General features: G+C 57.2%; 18 protein-coding genes. 1 reads left to right on the top strand and 17 read right to left on the bottom strand.

All coding sequences use genetic code 11. From position 1 onward, the window contains the following. Positions 1-26: 26 nt before the first annotated feature. The 17 genes from ACXAGA_RS00480 to infC form a co-directional block, all read right to left on the bottom strand. Positions 27-1,229 carry a LysM peptidoglycan-binding domain-containing protein gene (locus ACXAGA_RS00480; RefSeq protein WP_475115567.1) on the bottom strand — a complete coding sequence of 401 codons (1,203 nt, stop codon included), beginning with the start codon at positions 1,227-1,229 and terminating at the stop codon, positions 27-29. A gap of 46 nt (positions 1,230-1,275) precedes the next feature. After that, on the bottom strand, positions 1,276-1,914 hold the full coding sequence (locus ACXAGA_RS00475; protein WP_475115566.1) for a protein-L-isoaspartate(D-aspartate) O-methyltransferase: 639 nt from the start codon (positions 1,912-1,914) through the stop codon (positions 1,276-1,278). Continuing rightward, positions 1,911-2,696 (bottom strand): 5'/3'-nucleotidase SurE, encoded by a 786-nt coding sequence (gene surE, locus ACXAGA_RS00470; protein WP_475115565.1) that lies wholly within the window; start codon positions 2,694-2,696, stop codon positions 1,911-1,913. Before surE ends, ACXAGA_RS00475 begins: the two co-directional genes overlap by 4 nt. Positions 2,697-2,840: 144 nt before the next feature. Continuing rightward, positions 2,841-3,494: an SDR family NAD(P)-dependent oxidoreductase gene (locus ACXAGA_RS00465; RefSeq protein ID WP_475115564.1), complete on the bottom strand. Its 654-nt coding sequence runs from the start codon at positions 3,492-3,494 to the stop codon at positions 2,841-2,843. Positions 3,495-3,539: 45 nt separating this feature from the next. Continuing rightward, positions 3,540-3,797: an amidophosphoribosyltransferase gene (locus ACXAGA_RS00460; protein ID WP_475115563.1), complete on the bottom strand. Its 258-nt coding sequence runs from the start codon at positions 3,795-3,797 to the stop codon at positions 3,540-3,542. 188 nt (positions 3,798-3,985) lie between these two features. Beyond that, positions 3,986-5,455 carry an amidophosphoribosyltransferase gene (purF, locus tag ACXAGA_RS00455; RefSeq protein ID WP_475115562.1) on the bottom strand — a complete coding sequence of 490 codons (1,470 nt, stop codon included), beginning with the start codon at positions 5,453-5,455 and terminating at the stop codon, positions 3,986-3,988. 102 nt (positions 5,456-5,557) lie between these two features. Continuing rightward, the gene (locus ACXAGA_RS00450; protein ID WP_475115561.1) at positions 5,558-6,112 is read right to left on the bottom strand and encodes a CvpA family protein; all 555 of its coding nucleotides are present in this window, start codon (positions 6,110-6,112) and stop codon (positions 5,558-5,560) included. 10 nt (positions 6,113-6,122) lie between these two features. Further along, positions 6,123-7,499: a DNA repair protein RadA gene (radA, locus tag ACXAGA_RS00445; RefSeq protein ID WP_475115560.1), complete on the bottom strand. Its 1,377-nt coding sequence runs from the start codon at positions 7,497-7,499 to the stop codon at positions 6,123-6,125. 43 nt (positions 7,500-7,542) lie between these two features. Next, positions 7,543-7,998 carry a paraquat-inducible protein A gene (locus ACXAGA_RS00440; RefSeq protein ID WP_475115559.1) on the bottom strand — a complete coding sequence of 152 codons (456 nt, stop codon included), beginning with the start codon at positions 7,996-7,998 and terminating at the stop codon, positions 7,543-7,545. Beyond that, positions 7,998-8,744, bottom strand: coding sequence for an ABC transporter ATP-binding protein (locus tag ACXAGA_RS00435; protein WP_475115558.1), 747 nt, complete (start codon positions 8,742-8,744; stop codon positions 7,998-8,000). The genes ACXAGA_RS00440 and ACXAGA_RS00435 overlap by 1 nt, the downstream gene beginning before the upstream one ends. Beyond that, on the bottom strand, positions 8,741-9,514 hold the full coding sequence (locus tag ACXAGA_RS00430; RefSeq protein ID WP_475115557.1) for an MlaE family ABC transporter permease: 774 nt from the start codon (positions 9,512-9,514) through the stop codon (positions 8,741-8,743). Before ACXAGA_RS00430 ends, ACXAGA_RS00435 begins: the two co-directional genes overlap by 4 nt. Next, positions 9,511-10,548 (bottom strand): alanine racemase, encoded by a 1,038-nt coding sequence (gene alr / locus ACXAGA_RS00425; protein WP_475115556.1) that lies wholly within the window; start codon positions 10,546-10,548, stop codon positions 9,511-9,513. The genes ACXAGA_RS00430 and alr overlap by 4 nt, the downstream gene beginning before the upstream one ends. Before the next feature lie 43 nt (positions 10,549-10,591). After that, a complete protein-coding gene (locus tag ACXAGA_RS00420; RefSeq protein WP_475115555.1) occupies positions 10,592-12,082 on the bottom strand; it encodes a replicative DNA helicase in 1,491 nt (496 codons plus the stop codon). Positions 12,083-12,241: 159 nt separating this feature from the next. Further along, positions 12,242-12,916, bottom strand: coding sequence for an orotate phosphoribosyltransferase (locus ACXAGA_RS00415; protein ID WP_475115554.1), 675 nt, complete (start codon positions 12,914-12,916; stop codon positions 12,242-12,244). A gap of 15 nt (positions 12,917-12,931) precedes the next feature. Further along, the gene (gene pyrC, locus ACXAGA_RS00410; protein WP_475115553.1) at positions 12,932-13,981 is read right to left on the bottom strand and encodes a dihydroorotase; all 1,050 of its coding nucleotides are present in this window, start codon (positions 13,979-13,981) and stop codon (positions 12,932-12,934) included. Positions 13,982-14,024: 43 nt separating this feature from the next. Continuing rightward, entirely contained in the window at positions 14,025-14,969 is a 945-nt protein-coding gene (locus tag ACXAGA_RS00405; protein WP_475115552.1) for a hypothetical protein, read from the bottom strand. Positions 14,970-15,256: 287 nt separating this feature from the next. Continuing rightward, positions 15,257-15,772, bottom strand: a complete 516-nt coding sequence (gene infC / locus ACXAGA_RS00400) for a translation initiation factor IF-3 (RefSeq protein WP_475115551.1) — start codon at positions 15,770-15,772, stop codon at positions 15,257-15,259. A gap of 222 nt (positions 15,773-15,994) precedes the next feature. Here infC and ACXAGA_RS00395 point away from each other — a divergent pair, with 222 nt between their 5' ends. Beyond that, on the top strand, positions 15,995-16,978 hold the full coding sequence (locus ACXAGA_RS00395) for a hypothetical protein (protein ID WP_475115550.1): 984 nt from the start codon (positions 15,995-15,997) through the stop codon (positions 16,976-16,978). Positions 16,979-17,044: the final 66 nt, after the last annotated feature.

Raw genomic sequence — 17,044 nt, 5'->3', positions numbered from 1 at the left:
GGCGGGCCCAGCGGCCCGCCTTTTGATTAGGGGAGGTAATCTTCGGGATCGGCTGATTTCATGCCCGATAGGCGGACCTCGAAATGGACGACCGCCGGATCACCGGATTTTACGACACCGATTTTTTGGCCTTGGCTAACGGTCGCGCCTTCGCTGACCGATACGCTGTCGACGTTTGTGTAAACGGTTAGCAAATCTGTGGCGTGGCGGATCACGACAATGGCGACGTTGTTGGTGTCTTTGGTGATTGCTGCGACCGACCCCGCAGCAGCGGCGACAACATCGGAACCGGCTGTTGTCGAAATATCAATGCCGTCATTTGTACCAGCGGAATAGGCGCGCACGATCGTACCGCGCACGGGGTAGATCAGCGGTGCATCCGATGCGACAGCGGGCGCTGTGGTCGGCAAAACGGGGGCCGCAACGGGTGCTGCGGCGACGGTTGTAGCGGCGGCAGGTGTTTCAGTTGGCAACGGTGTTGCGGCCGATGGCGGCGTAGGCGTTTGCGTACCTTGGCCCGGTGCGGATGTTTCTATTTCGGTCGCCGTTGCCACACCAGACTGCGGGATCAGCAGCGATTGGCCTTCGCGCACCGACAGGTCAGCGCCTAGGCCGTTCCATTCCGCAACCGTGCGCACAGGCAGATTGTACAGACGGGCGATCGTGTAGGCGGTTTCGCCGCTTTGCACGGTGTGGCGCAGCGGTTCGACGCCGCCTTGGACGATTGGGGTGGATGTGACGACGGGCGCGGCTGTTGTGCTAGCGGTTTGTGGGCCTGCACGGTCGATGGCGGCCGCAGCCAAAGAGGTCACATCAATTTCACCCGTTGCTAGGGATGCGCCCGGTGCGATTGTCGCGCCGGTCGCCAAAGTGGGTTCTGACACGCGACCAGGCAATACCAGAACTGCGCCTTGGTTTAATGAAGTATCGACGGACAACGCGTTGGCCCGTGCCAATTCGCCTGGGTTAATCGACAGACGTTGGGCAATTGTGGTGACGGTATCGCCACGCGTTGCCACAGCGACCTGATAGTTCGGGTATGAAATCACGCCGCGATCATCTGGCATCGGGCGCGCAGGCAGATTTTGCGCAGCAGACGAAGTGTCCAACGTGCTGCCACCTAAATCGCGCAGGTCAAAATCGAACCCACCTTCCATACACCCCGACAGCAGTGTCGCAGCGGTGCCAGCCATGAAAACGGCACGCAGGCCTGTGAAACTGTTCATCATACTCAAACCTCGTTTACTGCCCTGTTTGTCAGAGCCTTTTTGCGGGTCAGTCGCCCATTCCCTCGACCAAGGGAACAAAGCGGACTGAACGTAATTCATCATAATCAAAACCATCCTCGGTGCGGGTGACGCGGATCAGGCTTTGAACGGTATCGGACTGACCGACAGGTAGCACCATAATACCGCCAACGCGCAATTGGGCCAATAGGGGGCCGGGTGGGTCTTCGGCGGCTGCGGTACATAGGATACGGTCAAACGGCGCGTGGTCAGGCAAGCCAAAGCTGCCGTCGCCTGCAAAACTGATAACATTGGTCAGATCCAGCCGATCAAAGACCGATTTTGCATCCGCAACCAAACGGCGGAAACGGTCGATGGTATACACGCGGCGGGCCAATTGGCTAAGGATCGCGGCCTGATAGCCCGATCCTGTGCCGACCTCTAACACCTTGTCGCGGCTGGTGACCTGCAACGCTTGGGTCATCAGGCCAACCACGGACGGCTGGCTGATTGTCTGGCCGCAGGAAATCGGCAGGGGCATGTCTTCGTAGGCGCGTTCGGCAAAGATACCGCGCAGGAAATCCGCGCGGTCGATGCGTTCCATTGCGGTCAGAACGCGTGCATCCGTCACGCCCTTGGATCGCAGGGCGTATAGGAATTGCATCTTTGCTTCGGCGTCGAATGTCACTCCAGCGCGTCCCGTAGTTGGTCCAGAACGGTATGGTCGGTCAGTTCGGCGCGCATGGGGGTCACGCTGATGTAGCCGTCCAAATTCAGCGCAACGTCCGATCCGGGCAGGGTGGGAACATGCTGATTGCCGCCCTTGACCCATAGGAACCGACGGCCCGAAGGCGACTGGTGCGGTTCAACACTGAACGAAGTGCCACGGCGGAACCCTTGGGGGCCGACGCGCAGACCTTTGACGTTGGCGGCGGCGACGGGCGGGAAATTCACGTTATAGAACAGGCGAAAATCGCCATCATCCCAAATGCCGTGGTCCAGCAATTTGCGAACGGTGGCCGCGCCGTGCTGAACAGCCGTTTCAAACGGATCGTCCAGCGCGTTGTTTTCAGGGCCGAAAAACTGCGACATGGCGATAGATGGCACGCCTTGTAATGACGCTTCGATCGTGGCGCCAATGGTGCCCGAATACATGACGTTTTCGCCCGCGTTATTGCCGCGGTTCACGCCAGACAGAACCAGATCAGGGCGGTTGTCTGCCATCACATCATACAGACCCGCCAGAACGCAGTCAGCTGGCGATCCTTCGGCGGCATAGCGGCGTTCGCCCAATTTGGCGATCATCGTGGGGTGGGTATAGCTGATGCAGTGGCCAACGCCCGACTGTTCAAAAGCGGGCGCGACAACCCATACTTCGCCCGATGGACCTGCGATTTCTGCGGCAATCGCCTCTAGCACCTTTAGGCCAGGTGCGTTGATGCCATCGTCGTTCGTAATAAGAATGCGCATGTTCGGTCCTTTCGCATCTTTCCTACGGAAATGGCGCGTTTGCAGCAAGCATATCCCGCCGTAATTCCCGATCTGTGGCGTCAAAACTATGTAATGAAAAAGGCGGCCCAGTGGACCGCCCAATTTTTGGATTGTTTGATCGGCTTAGCCCAGAATTTCGGGCAATAGGCGATCCGCCTCGTCGCGGATATCGGCCAGACCTTCGCGGCTTTCGCCTGGGAAAAATCGAGCGCGCACAGCGGTGGGCATTGGGTTGGGTTCCAGCACCTTAACCACAGGGCCGATTTTCGCGGTTTCGGTCTGCCAGCTGCGTGCCATTGCGATTTGTGCGGCTTTGGATGCGCCATAGCTGCCAAAGAACGCTTCGCCTGCGCGGGGATCGTCAAAGAAAACGGCGCGGCCTTCGGTGCCCAATAGGGGCGCGATGTAACCGATCAGGCGCTGGGTCGCTTTGACGTTGGTGTTGAACGCCTTGTCGAAATCTTTTTCCGGCATGTCGGGCGCGGGCGACAGGGGCGGCGAAAACACCGCCGCGTGGATCCACAGGTCCAGTTTGCCCCAGCGGTCGAAAATCGACCGGCACAGCTGCTGCATTGCAGCCTCGACCGTGATGTCCATTGGGGCCAGCGTGGATTGCCCACCTTTGGCCTGAATGCGATCATCCAGTTCCTCTAGCGCGCCGGTGGTTTTGCCGACGGCGATGATGTGATGCGTTTCGGCCAGTCGTTCAGCCAAAGCAGAGCCAAGGCCGCGCGAAGCGCCAGTGATCAGGGCGGTGGGGCGTGTGTCTGTCGTCATGTCACCCCTTTGGCAGTTTGCGCGCCGCCGCGCAAGGGCGCGTCGCTATCCGCTGGGCATATCCAGCACTGTTTGCCCCACCAACCCGTTCAGGATCACGCGGGTTTCGCCGATGGCGACGACCTGACCGTTGAACGTGCGGTCGCCGACTGCAACGGTACGCACATGTCCATTGCTGGTACGCAGGATGGCGCGCGGGCCAGTTGGGGTCATCAACGTGCCCAGTACCGACAGCTGATCGGTGGGCAAAACGTCATTTTGCGTTGCCGCAGATGCGACAACGGTATTGGTGTCCTGGGTCATGGATGCCTCTTTTGGGGCGTGAGTGGTGGCGCGTTGATGCCATGACCAATGGGGTGATGTAACGGGGGCTGACCTTCAGGATATTGTGATTGCGCGGGAAATTGCTTGCGCGGAAAATTGCCAATATTCCCAATAAAATAAGGGCCGCCCGATAGGCGACCCTTGTATTCTTTCGTGCAAAGCGGCTGTTAGCCAGCGGGTTTCAGTTCGAACCCTTTTGCAACCATATCGGTCGGCGTGATCGGATATTCACCCGAGAAACACGCGTCGCAATATTGTGGGCAGCTGTTGTCGCGACCCTGTTCAATGCCGTTCGCGCGGTACAGACCATCCAGCGAAATGAATTTCAGACTGTCGACGCCTAGGTGCGCGCACATTTCGTCTTCGTTCATTTGGGCAGCCAGCAGTTTTTCGCGCTGCGGAGTGTCCACACCGTAGAAACATGGCCACGCGGTGGGCGGGGACGCGATGCGGAAATGCACCTCGGCTGCGCCTGCGTCCAGCAGCATGTCTTTGATCTTGCGGGTGGTGGTGCCGCGCACAACAGAATCGTCGACCAGAATGATCCGTTTGCCAGCGATCAGCGCGCGGTTCACGTTCAATTTCAGACGCACACCCATGTTACGGATCGCGTCGGTCGGTTCGATGAACGTACGGCCCATGTATTGGTTACGGATGATGCCCATGCCGTATGGGATGCCGCTTTCGTGGCTATAACCGATGGCCGCTGGGGTGCCTGAATCCGGAACTGGGCACACCAGATCCGCCTCAACGGGGCTTTCTTTGGCCAGTTCGACACCGATCTGACGGCGGGTTTCGTACACCGAACGGCCGCCATAGATGGAATCAGGACGCGAGAAATAGACCTGTTCAAAGATGCAGAAACTGGACGGCTGCGGGCGGAATGGGAAATGGCTTTGCACGCCTTTTTCCGCTGAAATCACAACCATTTCACCCGGTTCGATTTCGCGGATGAATTCCGCGCCGACGATATCCAGCGCACAGGTTTCAGACGCCAGCGCATAACCGTCACCCAGTTTGCCCAGAACCAACGGACGCACGCCGCGCGGATCACGCACACCGATCAGTTTGGTGCGGGTCATCGCGACAACGGAAAACGCACCTTCGGCTTTGCGCAGCGCTTCTTCCATGCGGTCAGGGATGGTGCGGCCCATCGAACGGGCCATCAGGTGAATGATGCATTCCGAATCCGAACTGGATTGGAAAATCGCACCACGATCAATCAGGTCACGGCGCAAGGCCGCAGCGTTGGTCAGGTTGCCGTTGTGGGCAATCGCCGCACCACCCATCGAAAATTCGCCAAAGAATGGCTGAACGTCGCGGATCGCGGTTTGCCCTTTGTTACCGGCAGTCGAATATCGGACGTGTCCGATACCTACGTTGCCGGGCAGCGTTTTGATCACGTCTGCGCTGGTGAAATTATCGCGGACATAACCCATGCGGCGGGCCGAGTTGAAACCATGTTCAGGATCGTGAACCACGATCCCGCCGGCTTCTTGGCCACGGTGTTGCAGGGCATGTAGGCCTAGGGCCAGAAAGTTGGCAGCATCGGCAACGCCAACGACGCCGAAAATGCCACACTCCTCTTTCAGTTTATCATCGTCGAAAGGGTGTGCAGGGGGCAGCTGTTTGGACACGCGTTTGGCTCCGAATCCAGTAAAGGGAGGATGCGGCCCCCTGATACTGTGTCGGGGGCCAACTGTCACGAAACTATCATACAATTTTTTGAGAAGGGCGCGTTACGCGCTGCAGCTACCCAAAAGATCGTTGTAACGACCGGTTAGCCAACCCAAAGCTTCGTCTGGGTTCTGTTCTTCGATTTGGCTGGTCATACCGTTAAAGATTTTGGCCGAACGGCTGTCGTCAACGATGTCAAAATTCTGGCTGGCAAGGATCGTGTTGTACAGGAAAAATCCAACCGCAACCAACAGGATGCCGCGTCCAACGCCGAACAGAAAACCCAGCGCCTGATCGATTGGGTCCAGCGCGGTTTTGCGAACCAGCGACGACAGAAGCGGGGTAAAGATCGACACAACCGCCAGCGCGACAGCAAATACTGCGGCGAAACCAACGATGATCGACAATTCGCATGTCCCGTCGATGATGCCGCCGATGACCGGAAAGGTGCTGATCAATTCGCCAGCGGGTGCCGCAAACATGAATGCCAAAATGGCAGCAACGATCCAGCCCAGAATGGCCAATGTTTCGCGCACGATACCGCGGCTATAGGCCAACAGCGCTGAAATAACGATAATACCGGCAACAACGCCGTCGATAATGGTAAAGCTATCCATCAATCTGTCCTTATCCCGCCTGATCGCGCGGCCCGAAAATGTCGTTCACAAATCCCGCAAGGTCCTGCATTTGTTTCAGATCCATTGCGGGGGCCGACGCCCGTTTGGACAGTTCCGGCATGATTGCGGTCGTGAAACCAAGTTTTTGGGCTTCTTTCAACCGGTTTTCGGCCTGAACCACCTGTCGAATGGTGCCATTTAGGCTGATTTCGCCAAAGAAGACACAGTCAGCGCCCATTGCCGCGTCTTCGCGTGCGGAAATCAGCGCGGCTGCGACGGCCAAATCGGCGGCGGGTTCGTTGATCCGCATGCCGCCAGCCACGTTCAAATAGACGTCCAATCCGGCAAAAGCGATCCCGCAGCGCGATTCCAGAACGGCCAAAATCATCGCCAATCGGCTACCGTCCCAGCCCACGACCGAACGGCGCGGTTGGGCGGTGGGGGATGGTGCGACCAAAGCCTGAATTTCGCACAAGACGGGGCGCGACCCTTCGATGCCTGCAAAAACGACCGACCCAGGGGTGGGTTTGCCGCGTTCGGACAGGAAAAGGGCGGACGGGTTTTTCACCTCAATCAACCCTTTGCCGGTCATTTCAAAAACGCCGATTTCGGATGCGGGGCCAAAACGGTTTTTCACCGCGCGCAGCAGGCGGAATTGGTGGCCGCGTTCGCCTTCGAAATATAGGACGGTGTCGACCATATGTTCGACGACGCGGGGGCCTGCCAATGCGCCTTCTTTGGTGACGTGACCCACCATGATCACGGCGATGCCGTTCTTTTTCGCGAAATTGGTCAATTCATGCGCCGATGCGCGGACCTGAGACACCGAACCGGGGGCGCTGTCGACTGTATCGGCCCACATGGTCTGGATGGAATCGATGATGACCAGATCGGGTTTTTCGGCCTCTAGCGTGGTCAGGATGTCGCGCAGATTGGATTCGGAGGCCAGTTGAACAGGGCTTTGTTCCAATCCCAGACGGCGCGCCCGCATTTGAACCTGCGCGGCGGATTCTTCGCCAGAGATATAGATGACCTTTAGCCCGTTGCGGGCAAAACGCGCGGCAGCCTGTAGGAGTAGGGTGGATTTGCCGATGCCCGGATCGCCGCCGACCAATAGCGCCGAGGCTTTGACCAAACCGCCGCCCAAAACGCGGTCAAGTTCGGCAACGCCTGCTTCGGTGCGGGGTGGTTCGGCCTCTTGCGTGGCCAGATCGGTCAGTTCAATGGTTTGCCCGCGGCGCCCAGACAGGCTTTTGCTGCCGTGGCTCGCCGCCAGTGGTTTGCGTTCTGTGATGCTGTTCCACGCACCGCATGCGTCGCATTTGCCCGACCATTTAGAAAAGGCCGCATTGCATTCGGAACAAACGAAATTCTGATCTTTTGCCATGGCGGTTGTTTTGCCCGATCAGGCCCTGTGCGGCAAGCGGTGATTACTGCGGTTCGCGTTTCGGCGCGATGGATAGGCCGATTGATGCTAGCACGCAGAACGTAAACAAATACAGGCCCCACGCGGTTTCGATACGGCCCACGCCGATGCCTTTGATCACGACGATATATAGGGACAGCAGGAAAATATCCGCCATCGCCAACCGCGCAAGGAATTGGAGCGCCGGTTTCACTTTGCCGTCCAGCAGCCCGAACTGGTACAAGGCCAGCCCGATGGTTTTCAGATAGGGCGCGAAAACGGCCAGAATGGTGACCAATAGAGCCAGCAGGATGTCTTCGCCCCATAGGGATTGAAGGCCCGTCATCACGGAAATTTCCGACATACCGAACAGCGGCAGAAACGCGGCCCGCATCAGGGGCGCAAACCACGCGATGGGGAATAGAACCAATAGGGACAGGTTCAGAACCTTGAATGCGATTTGCCCCGTTTGATTGGTCATCAGCGCAGCGTTTCAATCGGGCCGGTGGGGCGACCGTGAATGAATTGATCGACATAAGGATCGCCGCAATCGTCCAGTTCGCCAATCGCGCCTTCCCAGCGGACTTTCCCACGGTGGAGCATCGCCACGCGGTCCGCAATCGCGCGAACGCTGGTCATGTCGTGGGTGATGGTGATCGCGGTTGCGCCCATTTCGGTGACGATTTCGCGGATCAGATCGTTGATAACGCCAGACATGATCGGGTCCAGACCCGTGGTCGGTTCGTCAAAGAAAATGATTTCAGGGTTCGCGGCAATCGCACGGGCCAGCGACACACGTTTTTGCATCCCGCCCGACAATTCGGCGGGCAGACGATCCGCCACGTCAGGGCCCAAACCCACGCGGCGCAGTTTTTCGATGGCGATGTCGCGGGCCTCGGCCTTGGGCCGTTTTAATTCGCCGCGCATCAGGCGAAAGGCCACGTTTTGCCAGACGGGCATACTGTCGAACAAGGCTCCGCCCTGAAACAGCATTCCGAAACGCGCAAGGAACGCATCGCGCGGCTGTTCTAAAATGTTTGTTCCATCAACCTTGATCGTGCCCGCGTCCGGCGTGACCAATCCCAGAACGGATTTCAGCAGAACCGATTTGCCCGTGCCCGATCCGCCGATGACAACCATCGATTGGCCCTTTGGCACAAACAGGTCCACGCCGCGCAATACGTCATTGGAACCAAAGGATTTATATACGCCCGATAGTTCGATCATATCGCAAAGAACGCCTGAGTTAGGATAAAGTTCGCCGCCAAAATCAACACAGCTGCGGCCACGACGGATGTTTTCGTTGCTTGGCCCACGCCTTGGGCGCCGCGACCCGAATTCATGCCGTAGAAGCAGCCCATCAATGCTGCGATGAACCCGAACACCGCGCCTTTGGTCAGGGACGAAATGATATCGAACGGTTCCAGAAAATCGACGGTGTTTTTAACGTATGTTGCCGCGTTGAAGCCTAGCGTTTCAGTGCCAACAACAAAGCCGCCAAAGATGCCGACGATATCGCCAACGCCAACCAGCACGGGCATGACCAGCGTCGCCGCCAAAACGCGGGGCAGGGTCAGGTATTTCATCGGATCGGTGGACAGCGTGACCAAAGCATCAATCTGTTCGGTCACGCGCATGGTCGCAATTTCTGCCGCAACCGAAGACGTCACACGCGCCGCGATCATCAGGCCAACCAAAACGGGGCCCAATTCGCGCACCATTCCGATGGCCACGATTTGCGGCACGACAGCCTCGGCGCTGAAACGCGCACCGCCCGCGTAGATTTGCAGGGCCAGCGCGCCGCCTGTGAAAATCGCCGTCAGACCAACGACGGGCAAGGAATAGTACCCGATGTGCAGAACCGCGATCCAGAATTCGCGCAGGTAAAACGGCGGGCGAACAATGTTCAGCACCGTCGTTCCCGCAAAAATCGACAGTCGCCCAACAAAGGCGAGGGACGCGATGACAGCACGGCCTAGATGCGCAATTGGGTTCACGGCTGCACGTATTTTCGTTTGTACCGCGCCGCCAACGAAGTGAGTATTTCATACCCGATGGTTCCGGCGACATCGGCCAGATCATCGACGGATTGGTGTGGCCCGATCAAGGTCAATGCATCTGGGATGTGTTCTAGATCGGTCACATCAACGGTGATCAAATCCATGGACACACGGCCGACGATCGGGCAGCGGGTCGATCCGGCCCACATTGCGCCTCGGTTCGAAATGGCACGCAGGATACCATCGGCATAGCCGCCGGCAACGGTTGCGATGATCGACGGGCGGGTCGCCTGCCAGCTGTTGCCGTATCCGACGACTTCGCCTTCGGCCAAATCGCGGGTCTGGATGATAGGAAGGTCCAATTTTACGACGGCCGATGCATCGCTAAATGGCGCCGCGCCGTACAGGCCGATGCCAGGGCGGGTCACATCGAAATGATATTCTTTGCCCAACAAAATGCCGCCAGTAGCGGCCAACGACCGTGGCACGGTGATCCCGTCGGTCATTTTTTTGAACACATCCAATTGATAGGCGTTCATCGGGTGATCCGGTTCATCCGCACAGGCAAGGTGCGACATGACCAGTTTCGGCCCCTGTTCCAGTGCGATCGGGGCGACGGCCTGCCATTCCGACATTTCCATGCCCAGACGGTTCATCCCCGAATCCAGCTGAATACCGAAAGGATGACCAGCCAGCGTTTCAAAATGACGTGTCATTTGATCCAGCGAATTGATCATCGGGATCAGGTTTTGTTCGGCGATCATACCTGTGTCGTTCGGACCGTGGCCCGAGAATAGATAGATTTCTGCGTCTTGACCCACGGCCTGACGCACTTTGGCGCCTTCTTCGGCGGCCGCGATGAAAAATTTCGTGACGCCAGCCGCGGCCAAAGCGGTTGATACGCGGCCTGCGCCCAGGCCATACCCGTTCGCTTTGACAACGGCGCCCGCCTTGCCATCACATTTTGTATTCAGCGCCTGCCAATTCGAGACGAGCGCACCAAGGTCGATATTCAGAAATCCAGTAGCCATAGGCGTCTTGTGATATGCAGAGCCGTTCTGAGCAAGGGAAAAATCAGTACTCTTCGGCGGCGTCCTGTTGCCATTGTTTCGCAAGGTTGCCGAAACGGGTGAATTTGCCTTCGAACGACAGGTCTACGGAACCAATCGGGCCGTGACGCTGTTTGCCGATGATGACTTCGGCCTTGCCGTGCAGACGCGACATGCGTTCCTGCCAATCGGCATAGGTTGGGCTGTCTTCGGACGGTTTTTCACGTTCGACATAATATTCTTCGCGGAACACGAACATAACAACGTCGGCGTCCTGTTCGATCGAACCCGATTCACGCAGGTCCGACAGTTGCGGGCGTTTATCGTCACGGCTTTCGACCGTACGCGACAGCTGGGACAGGGCGATGACGGGGATGTTCAATTCCTTGGCGATCGCCTTTAGGCCCATCGAAATTTCCGCGATTTCCTGCACGCGGTTGTCGCCTTTGCCCGTGCCGCGCAGTAGCTGAAGGTAGTCGACCATCAAAACGTCCAACCCGTGCTGGCGTTTCAGGCGGCGGGAACGCGCAGCGACCTGCGAAATCGGCAGGGCGGGGGTGTCATCGATGAACAGAGGGCAGGATTCCAACTGCGTCGCGGCATCCACGAAACGGCGGAATTCGGATTCGGTCATGTCACCGCGGCGGATCTGTTCGGATGGCACCTCGGACGCTTCGGACAGAATACGCGCGGCCAGCTGTTCGGCGCTCATCTCTAGGCTAAAGAACCCGACGATGCCGCCTTCGACTGTGCCTTCGGTGCCGTCAGGTTTGCGGCCTTTTTTATAAGCTTTGGCGATGTTAAACGCCACGTTGGTGGCAAGCGACGTTTTACCCATCGACGGACGACCCGCGAGGATCAAAAGGTCCGAAGGGTGCAAGCCGCCCAGTTTCTTGTCCAGATCGATCAGGCCCGTCGAAATACCCGACAAACCGCCGCCGCGCTGATAGGCGGCGTTGGCGGTGGATACCGCTTCGGTCACCGCTTTGACGAACGATGTGAACCCTGTTTCGCTTTTGCCTTTTTCGGCCAGTTTAAACAGGTCTTGTTCGGCTTCGGTGATCAATGTGCCTGCTTCGGCGCCGACTTCGACCTTGGATGCGCGGTCGGTGATGTTTTTACCGACCTTGATCAATTCGCGGCGGACGGCGAAATCATAGATTATCTGCGCGTAATCACGGGCCGCAAAGGACGAAATCGCAGAGCCAGCCAGTTTCACCAGATACGACGGGCCGCCCAGTTCCTGTAGGCCAGCGTCATCTTTCATATACGCCTTGAGCGTAACGGGCGACGCCAGCGCGTTCGCCGTAATTCGCGCACGCGCGATTTCGTAGATGCGTTGGTGGACGGGGTCGTAAAAATGGTCGGCGGTGATGACCTCGGCCACTTTGTCAAAGATGTCGTTGTTCGTCAGGATTGCGCCCAGCAGCTGCTGTTCCGCCTCAATCGAATGCGGGATCGGGTCTGCTGCTGCTTCTTCGACGCCGTTTGGATTGAACCCTGCGATTTCGTTCATCTGACTTCCGCCTGCTGTGATTTTTCCCCGATTTGGACGTTGTAACGATCCGGTTTGGTCAGGGCAAAATGTATAACTCTGTGGATAACCTGTGAGTCATTTGCCGCCCACCATATATGGCAGACGGCAAATAATCGAACTCAAAATATATGGGTGCGCTTATGCGCGGGCTTCTGCCCAACCGGCGGGATCCCGCAGATAGGCTTCGACCTCGGTCAGGGTGTTGGTGTCGAAAGCGCCGCGTTCCTTGGCGACCTCTAGCACGTCCCACCATGTGCACAGGTGAATCAGTTGCACGCCGTGGTCTGCCAGCGTTTTTTCGACGCCTTCAAAGATGCCGTAATAGAAAATCACAGCCGTTGCCGAACAGGTCGCGCCGGTTTCGCGGATCGCATCAACGAACGACAGTTTCGAACCGCCATCGGTGGTCAGGTCTTCGACCAGCAGGGCGCGCTGGCCTTCGGTCATTGCGCCTTCGATGCGGGCGTTACGGCCATAGCCTTTGGGCTTTTTGCGGACGTAGGTCATTGGCAGGGCCATGCGTTCCGCAACCAATGCTGCGAACGGGATACCTGCGGTTTCGCCGCCTGCGATGTTGTCGAACGCTTCGAAACCTGCTTCGCGCATGATCGATACGGTCAGGAAATCCATCAGGGTCGAACGGATGCGCGGGAACGAAATCAATTTGCGGCAGTCGATATAGGTCGGCGCCTTTTTGCCCGAAGCATGGGTAAACGGTTCGTCCGCGTTAAAATGGATCGCACCGATTTCCAGCAGCATGCCAGCGGTCAGTTTGGCCATTTCGGCCTTGGTCGGGTAAGAGGATGGGATCATTGTCTGTTCCTTCGTTTATTCAACGCGCCAGTGCAGCGGGAAACCGGGGTCAAAGACGGTCACATCGCCTGCGCCCGTGTGGATTTTTTCGGGGTACTGAACTGGATCGCCTTTGACCAATGTGATAGTTTGTTCGGATGCCGGCAGTTTGTAGAACGCAGGGCCGTTCAGCGATGCGAATGCCTCTAGCTTTTTCAATTTGCCAGCGGCTTCGAACACTTCGGCAAGGCAGGACATGGTGTTTGGCGCGGTAAAGATGCCTGCGCAGCCGCACGCCTGCAGTTTGTTCGGGTCCGAATGCGGGGCCGAGTCGGTGCCAAGGAAGAACCGTGGATCGCCCGAAGTCGCGGCCTCGACCAATGCGATGCGGTGTTTTTCGCGTTTCGCAACGGGTAGGCAGTAGAAATGCGGTTTGATCCCGCTCGCAAGGATGTGATTGCGGTTGATGATCAGGTGGTGCGTGGTGATCGTCGCGCCCAGATTTTTGTGATTGTCGCGCACGTAATCAACGGCGTCTTGGGTCGTCACGTGTTCCATCACAACGCGCAGGTCAGGCACCTTTTTGCGGATCGGGTGCAGGACGCGGTCGATGAACACGGCCTCGCGGTCGAAAATGTCGATGTCGCTGTCAGTGACTTCACCGTGAACGCACAAAGGCATCCCGATTTCGGCCATTTTTTCCAGCACAGGGCGGACTTTGTCAAAATCGCGCACGCCCGAAGACGAATTGGTAGTCGCGCCCGCAGGATACAGTTTGACGGATGTCGCGATGCCCGCTTTGTGTGCGGCGGCGACGTCCTCTGGGTCGGTGTCTTCGGTCAGATACAGAACCATCAGCGGATCAAATGACATACCTTCGGGCAGGGCGGCCATGATGCGTTCGCGATAGGCCGCTGCCATCGCGCCCGTGGTCACAGGCGGCACAAGGTTCGGCATGATGATCGCACGGCCAAAATGCGCGGCAGTATGGGGCAGAACGCCAGCCAGCATGTCACCATCACGCAGGTGAAGGTGCCAATCATCAGGGCGGCGGATGGTCAGGCGGGTAGGGGCTGTATCTGTCATGTGCCCCGTTTACACATTTGTATCACGGGGCGCCATAGCGTGATTACTCGGCAGGTTCGTCTACCGACAACATTTCATCAAATGCGGCCAATTTTCGTGCAAAAAATGGACGTTGGCGTTCGCGCAGCACCTGACGGCACACATGAGACGCGCGTTCGATTTCACCACGTGATTCCAACAGCATGACCAACGACCGCAGGTACGGGATGTAATAGCGGCGCGCGCGATAGATTTCGGCAAACACATCAGGGGTCAAGGTGCCTGCCATCGCGTGGCCGACCATCTGGTTCAGCGCCTTCATATCGTCCAGCGATACATCGATGCGGTCACCCAAACCACGCAGGCGGAATTTTGTGGTGTTGCGCCGCGTGAATAGCGCGGCATGCATCGCATCTGCATCTTCGCGTGGGTCAAACAGAACATAGCAGTGATCTGCGGCTTCGATCATATCGGGGGCATAGCCAAAGCGGTCGGTGAAATTGATGCGGCGATCCGCCAGATATCGGCGATCCCACGATGCGATATCAGGGTCCAGCGTTGCGACCGGACGGATGGCGATCACTCGCGCGCCCGGCGCGGCGACCGAATAGGCCGCGGCTGCATAGCCGCCACGATGTGCGCCGTAGAACAGAACTTCGTCAAAATCTTCAAAGAATCCGTCGTCGATCAGGCGATCAATATAGCCGTAGATGGATTTTTCGCGGAACCAGCTGTCGTTGCGGGATATGATCGACAGCTGCGACCAGCCAAAGGCACGGACAAAATCAAAGCCGCGCGGTTCATTGCGTTCCGAATGCGCCTCGATTTCTGCAAAGGATTCGAAGGTGACGACCAGTTTTTTGCCGGCATCCAGAAATGCAGCAACGTGGTCATTGCCCAAAGGTTCGAAAGTTCCGTATTTTTCGGCAAATTCGTCTAACGCATCAAACCATTCATCCCCCTCGAGATCTTCGAGGTTGGTTTCAAAATCACTCGGTAAATCCTGCATATCCTGCCTTTCGCAGCCTTTGACCTCTTCCCACCTTGGGGTGGTATATCCATCGTTTAAGGCAGAAATATGCGCATCGATGGCCCGTTTTGCGGAATTGACGTGTCTCAAGGCCTAAAGAATGAATGAAACATTAAAATTGTAAGGGCTGGTTTAGTGCGACGCTGAAAGATGCCTGTCCGCAGGCTGACAAAGAACGAAAATTCTAAAACGCCGATTCCCAGTGCATTGCGTCAAGAAAAAGGGCCACCCGAAGGGCGGCCCTGATGATTTCGCAGATGGATCGATTATTTAGGCTGCGGCCCGATCATCATGATCATTTGGCGGCCTTCCATCTTTGGCATGTTCTCGATCTTGCCGTGTTCTTTGACGTCCTCGGCGATCTGTTCCAGCAATTGACGGCCCAAATCCTGGTGCGCCATTTCGCGGCCACGGAAACGCAAGGTCACTTTGACTTTGTCGCCGTTGTCCAAGAATTTCAGGACCGAACGCATTTTCACGTCATAGTCGTGTTTGTCAGTGCCGGGACGGAATTTAACTTCTTTGATCTCAATGACCTTTTGTTTCTTCCGTGCTTCGGCTTCTTTCTTTTGCTGTTCGTATTTGAACTTGCCAAAGTCCATAATCTTACAAACGGGCGGGGTCGCGTTGGGCGAAATCTCGACTAGGTCGAGCCCGGCTTCGTCGGCAAGAGCCATTGCGCGTTGAGGGGTCACGACACCGATGTTTTCACCTTCGGCGCCGATCAAGCGGATTTCTGGTGCCCGGATGCGTTCGTTTGTCCGGGGTCCTGTTTCACGCACTGGAGGTGCGTTATGCGGTCTGCGGGCTATGGCCTTGGTCCTTTGTCTATTGGAATTTCGCGTGCAACCTAAGCATCTAGGCCAAATTCTGCAAGCGGCAAAAGCATTGGACAATTTTACGCATAATTCCCCGTTGCTTGTGACTTTTAAGTTGTGCGGACTCGTGCCATTAACCAGCCATCTGCCCTGATTTGGGCCCCTGTATGAGTGGAAGGACAGGTTATGAGAGCGACTATTATTCTAGTTATTGCAGCGATTCTGGGTTTTTTCGGATACCAGTACGTTGCCAAAGACCGTAACCCGCTAGAGGCGATTGGCGAAGCGTCGGAAACTGCAACAACCGTTGCGGACGATGCTGTTGCTGCAGCTGGTGATGCTGTAGACGCTGCTGCCGAAGCATCGACTGACGCAATGGATGCCGTCACCGAAGCTGCTGGCGACGCAGTAGACGCAGCAGGCGACGCTGTTGATGCAGCAGCAGACGCAGCAACAGATGCTGTTGACGCAGCAACCGAAGCCGCTGGTGACGCAGTTGACGCAGCGGCAGATGCAGCAACTGACACAGTTGATGCCGCAACCGAAGCTGCGACCGACGCAGCAGGGGTAGCAGCAGACGTTGCAACCGAAGCAGCAGAGACCGCAGCAGAAGCCGCAGACGCAGCAGCAGATGCAGCGACTGACGCAGCAGCTGCAGCAACCGACATGGCAACCGACGCAGCGGACGCAGCAGCAGATGTTGCAGCAGACGCAGCAGACACCGCAGCAGAGGCCGCCGATGCGGCAACTGACGCTGCAATCGAAGCAGGCGAAGCAGCTGCGGACGCAACCGAAGCGGCAATCGACGCAGGCACCGAAGCAGCAGCAGATGTTGCTGACACTGCAATGGACGCAGCAGACACCGCAGTCGAAGCGGCTGGTGAAGCAGCGACCGACGCGGCAGAGGCAGCAGATAGCGCGACTGACGCAGCTGGCAGCGCAATGAGCGGCCTGGTTGGTGCAGCATCGGGCATGCTGGGTGACATGGATCCATCGTCGCTATTGTCGGTCGAAAACTTTGACGCAGAGAAAGTTACCGCGATGCTAGAGAACGCACCGGTATCTGATGCGATCAAAGAACAGCTGACCAAAGCGGTAGAGATGGCTGGCAACAATCCAGAAGCCATCCAAGGCGTGATCGATCAAATCAAATCCGCACTGGGTATGTAATTTTTCATCCCATAAGTATCTGGAAACGGGGCGGTTTTTCCGCCCCGTTTTGTTTTTTGCACATGT

It is taken from the genome of Marivivens sp. ABH4_498, assembly GCF_056160585.1.
The sequence above is the reverse complement of the archived record's forward strand: the minus strand, read 5'-3'. Positions and strand labels throughout refer to the sequence as shown.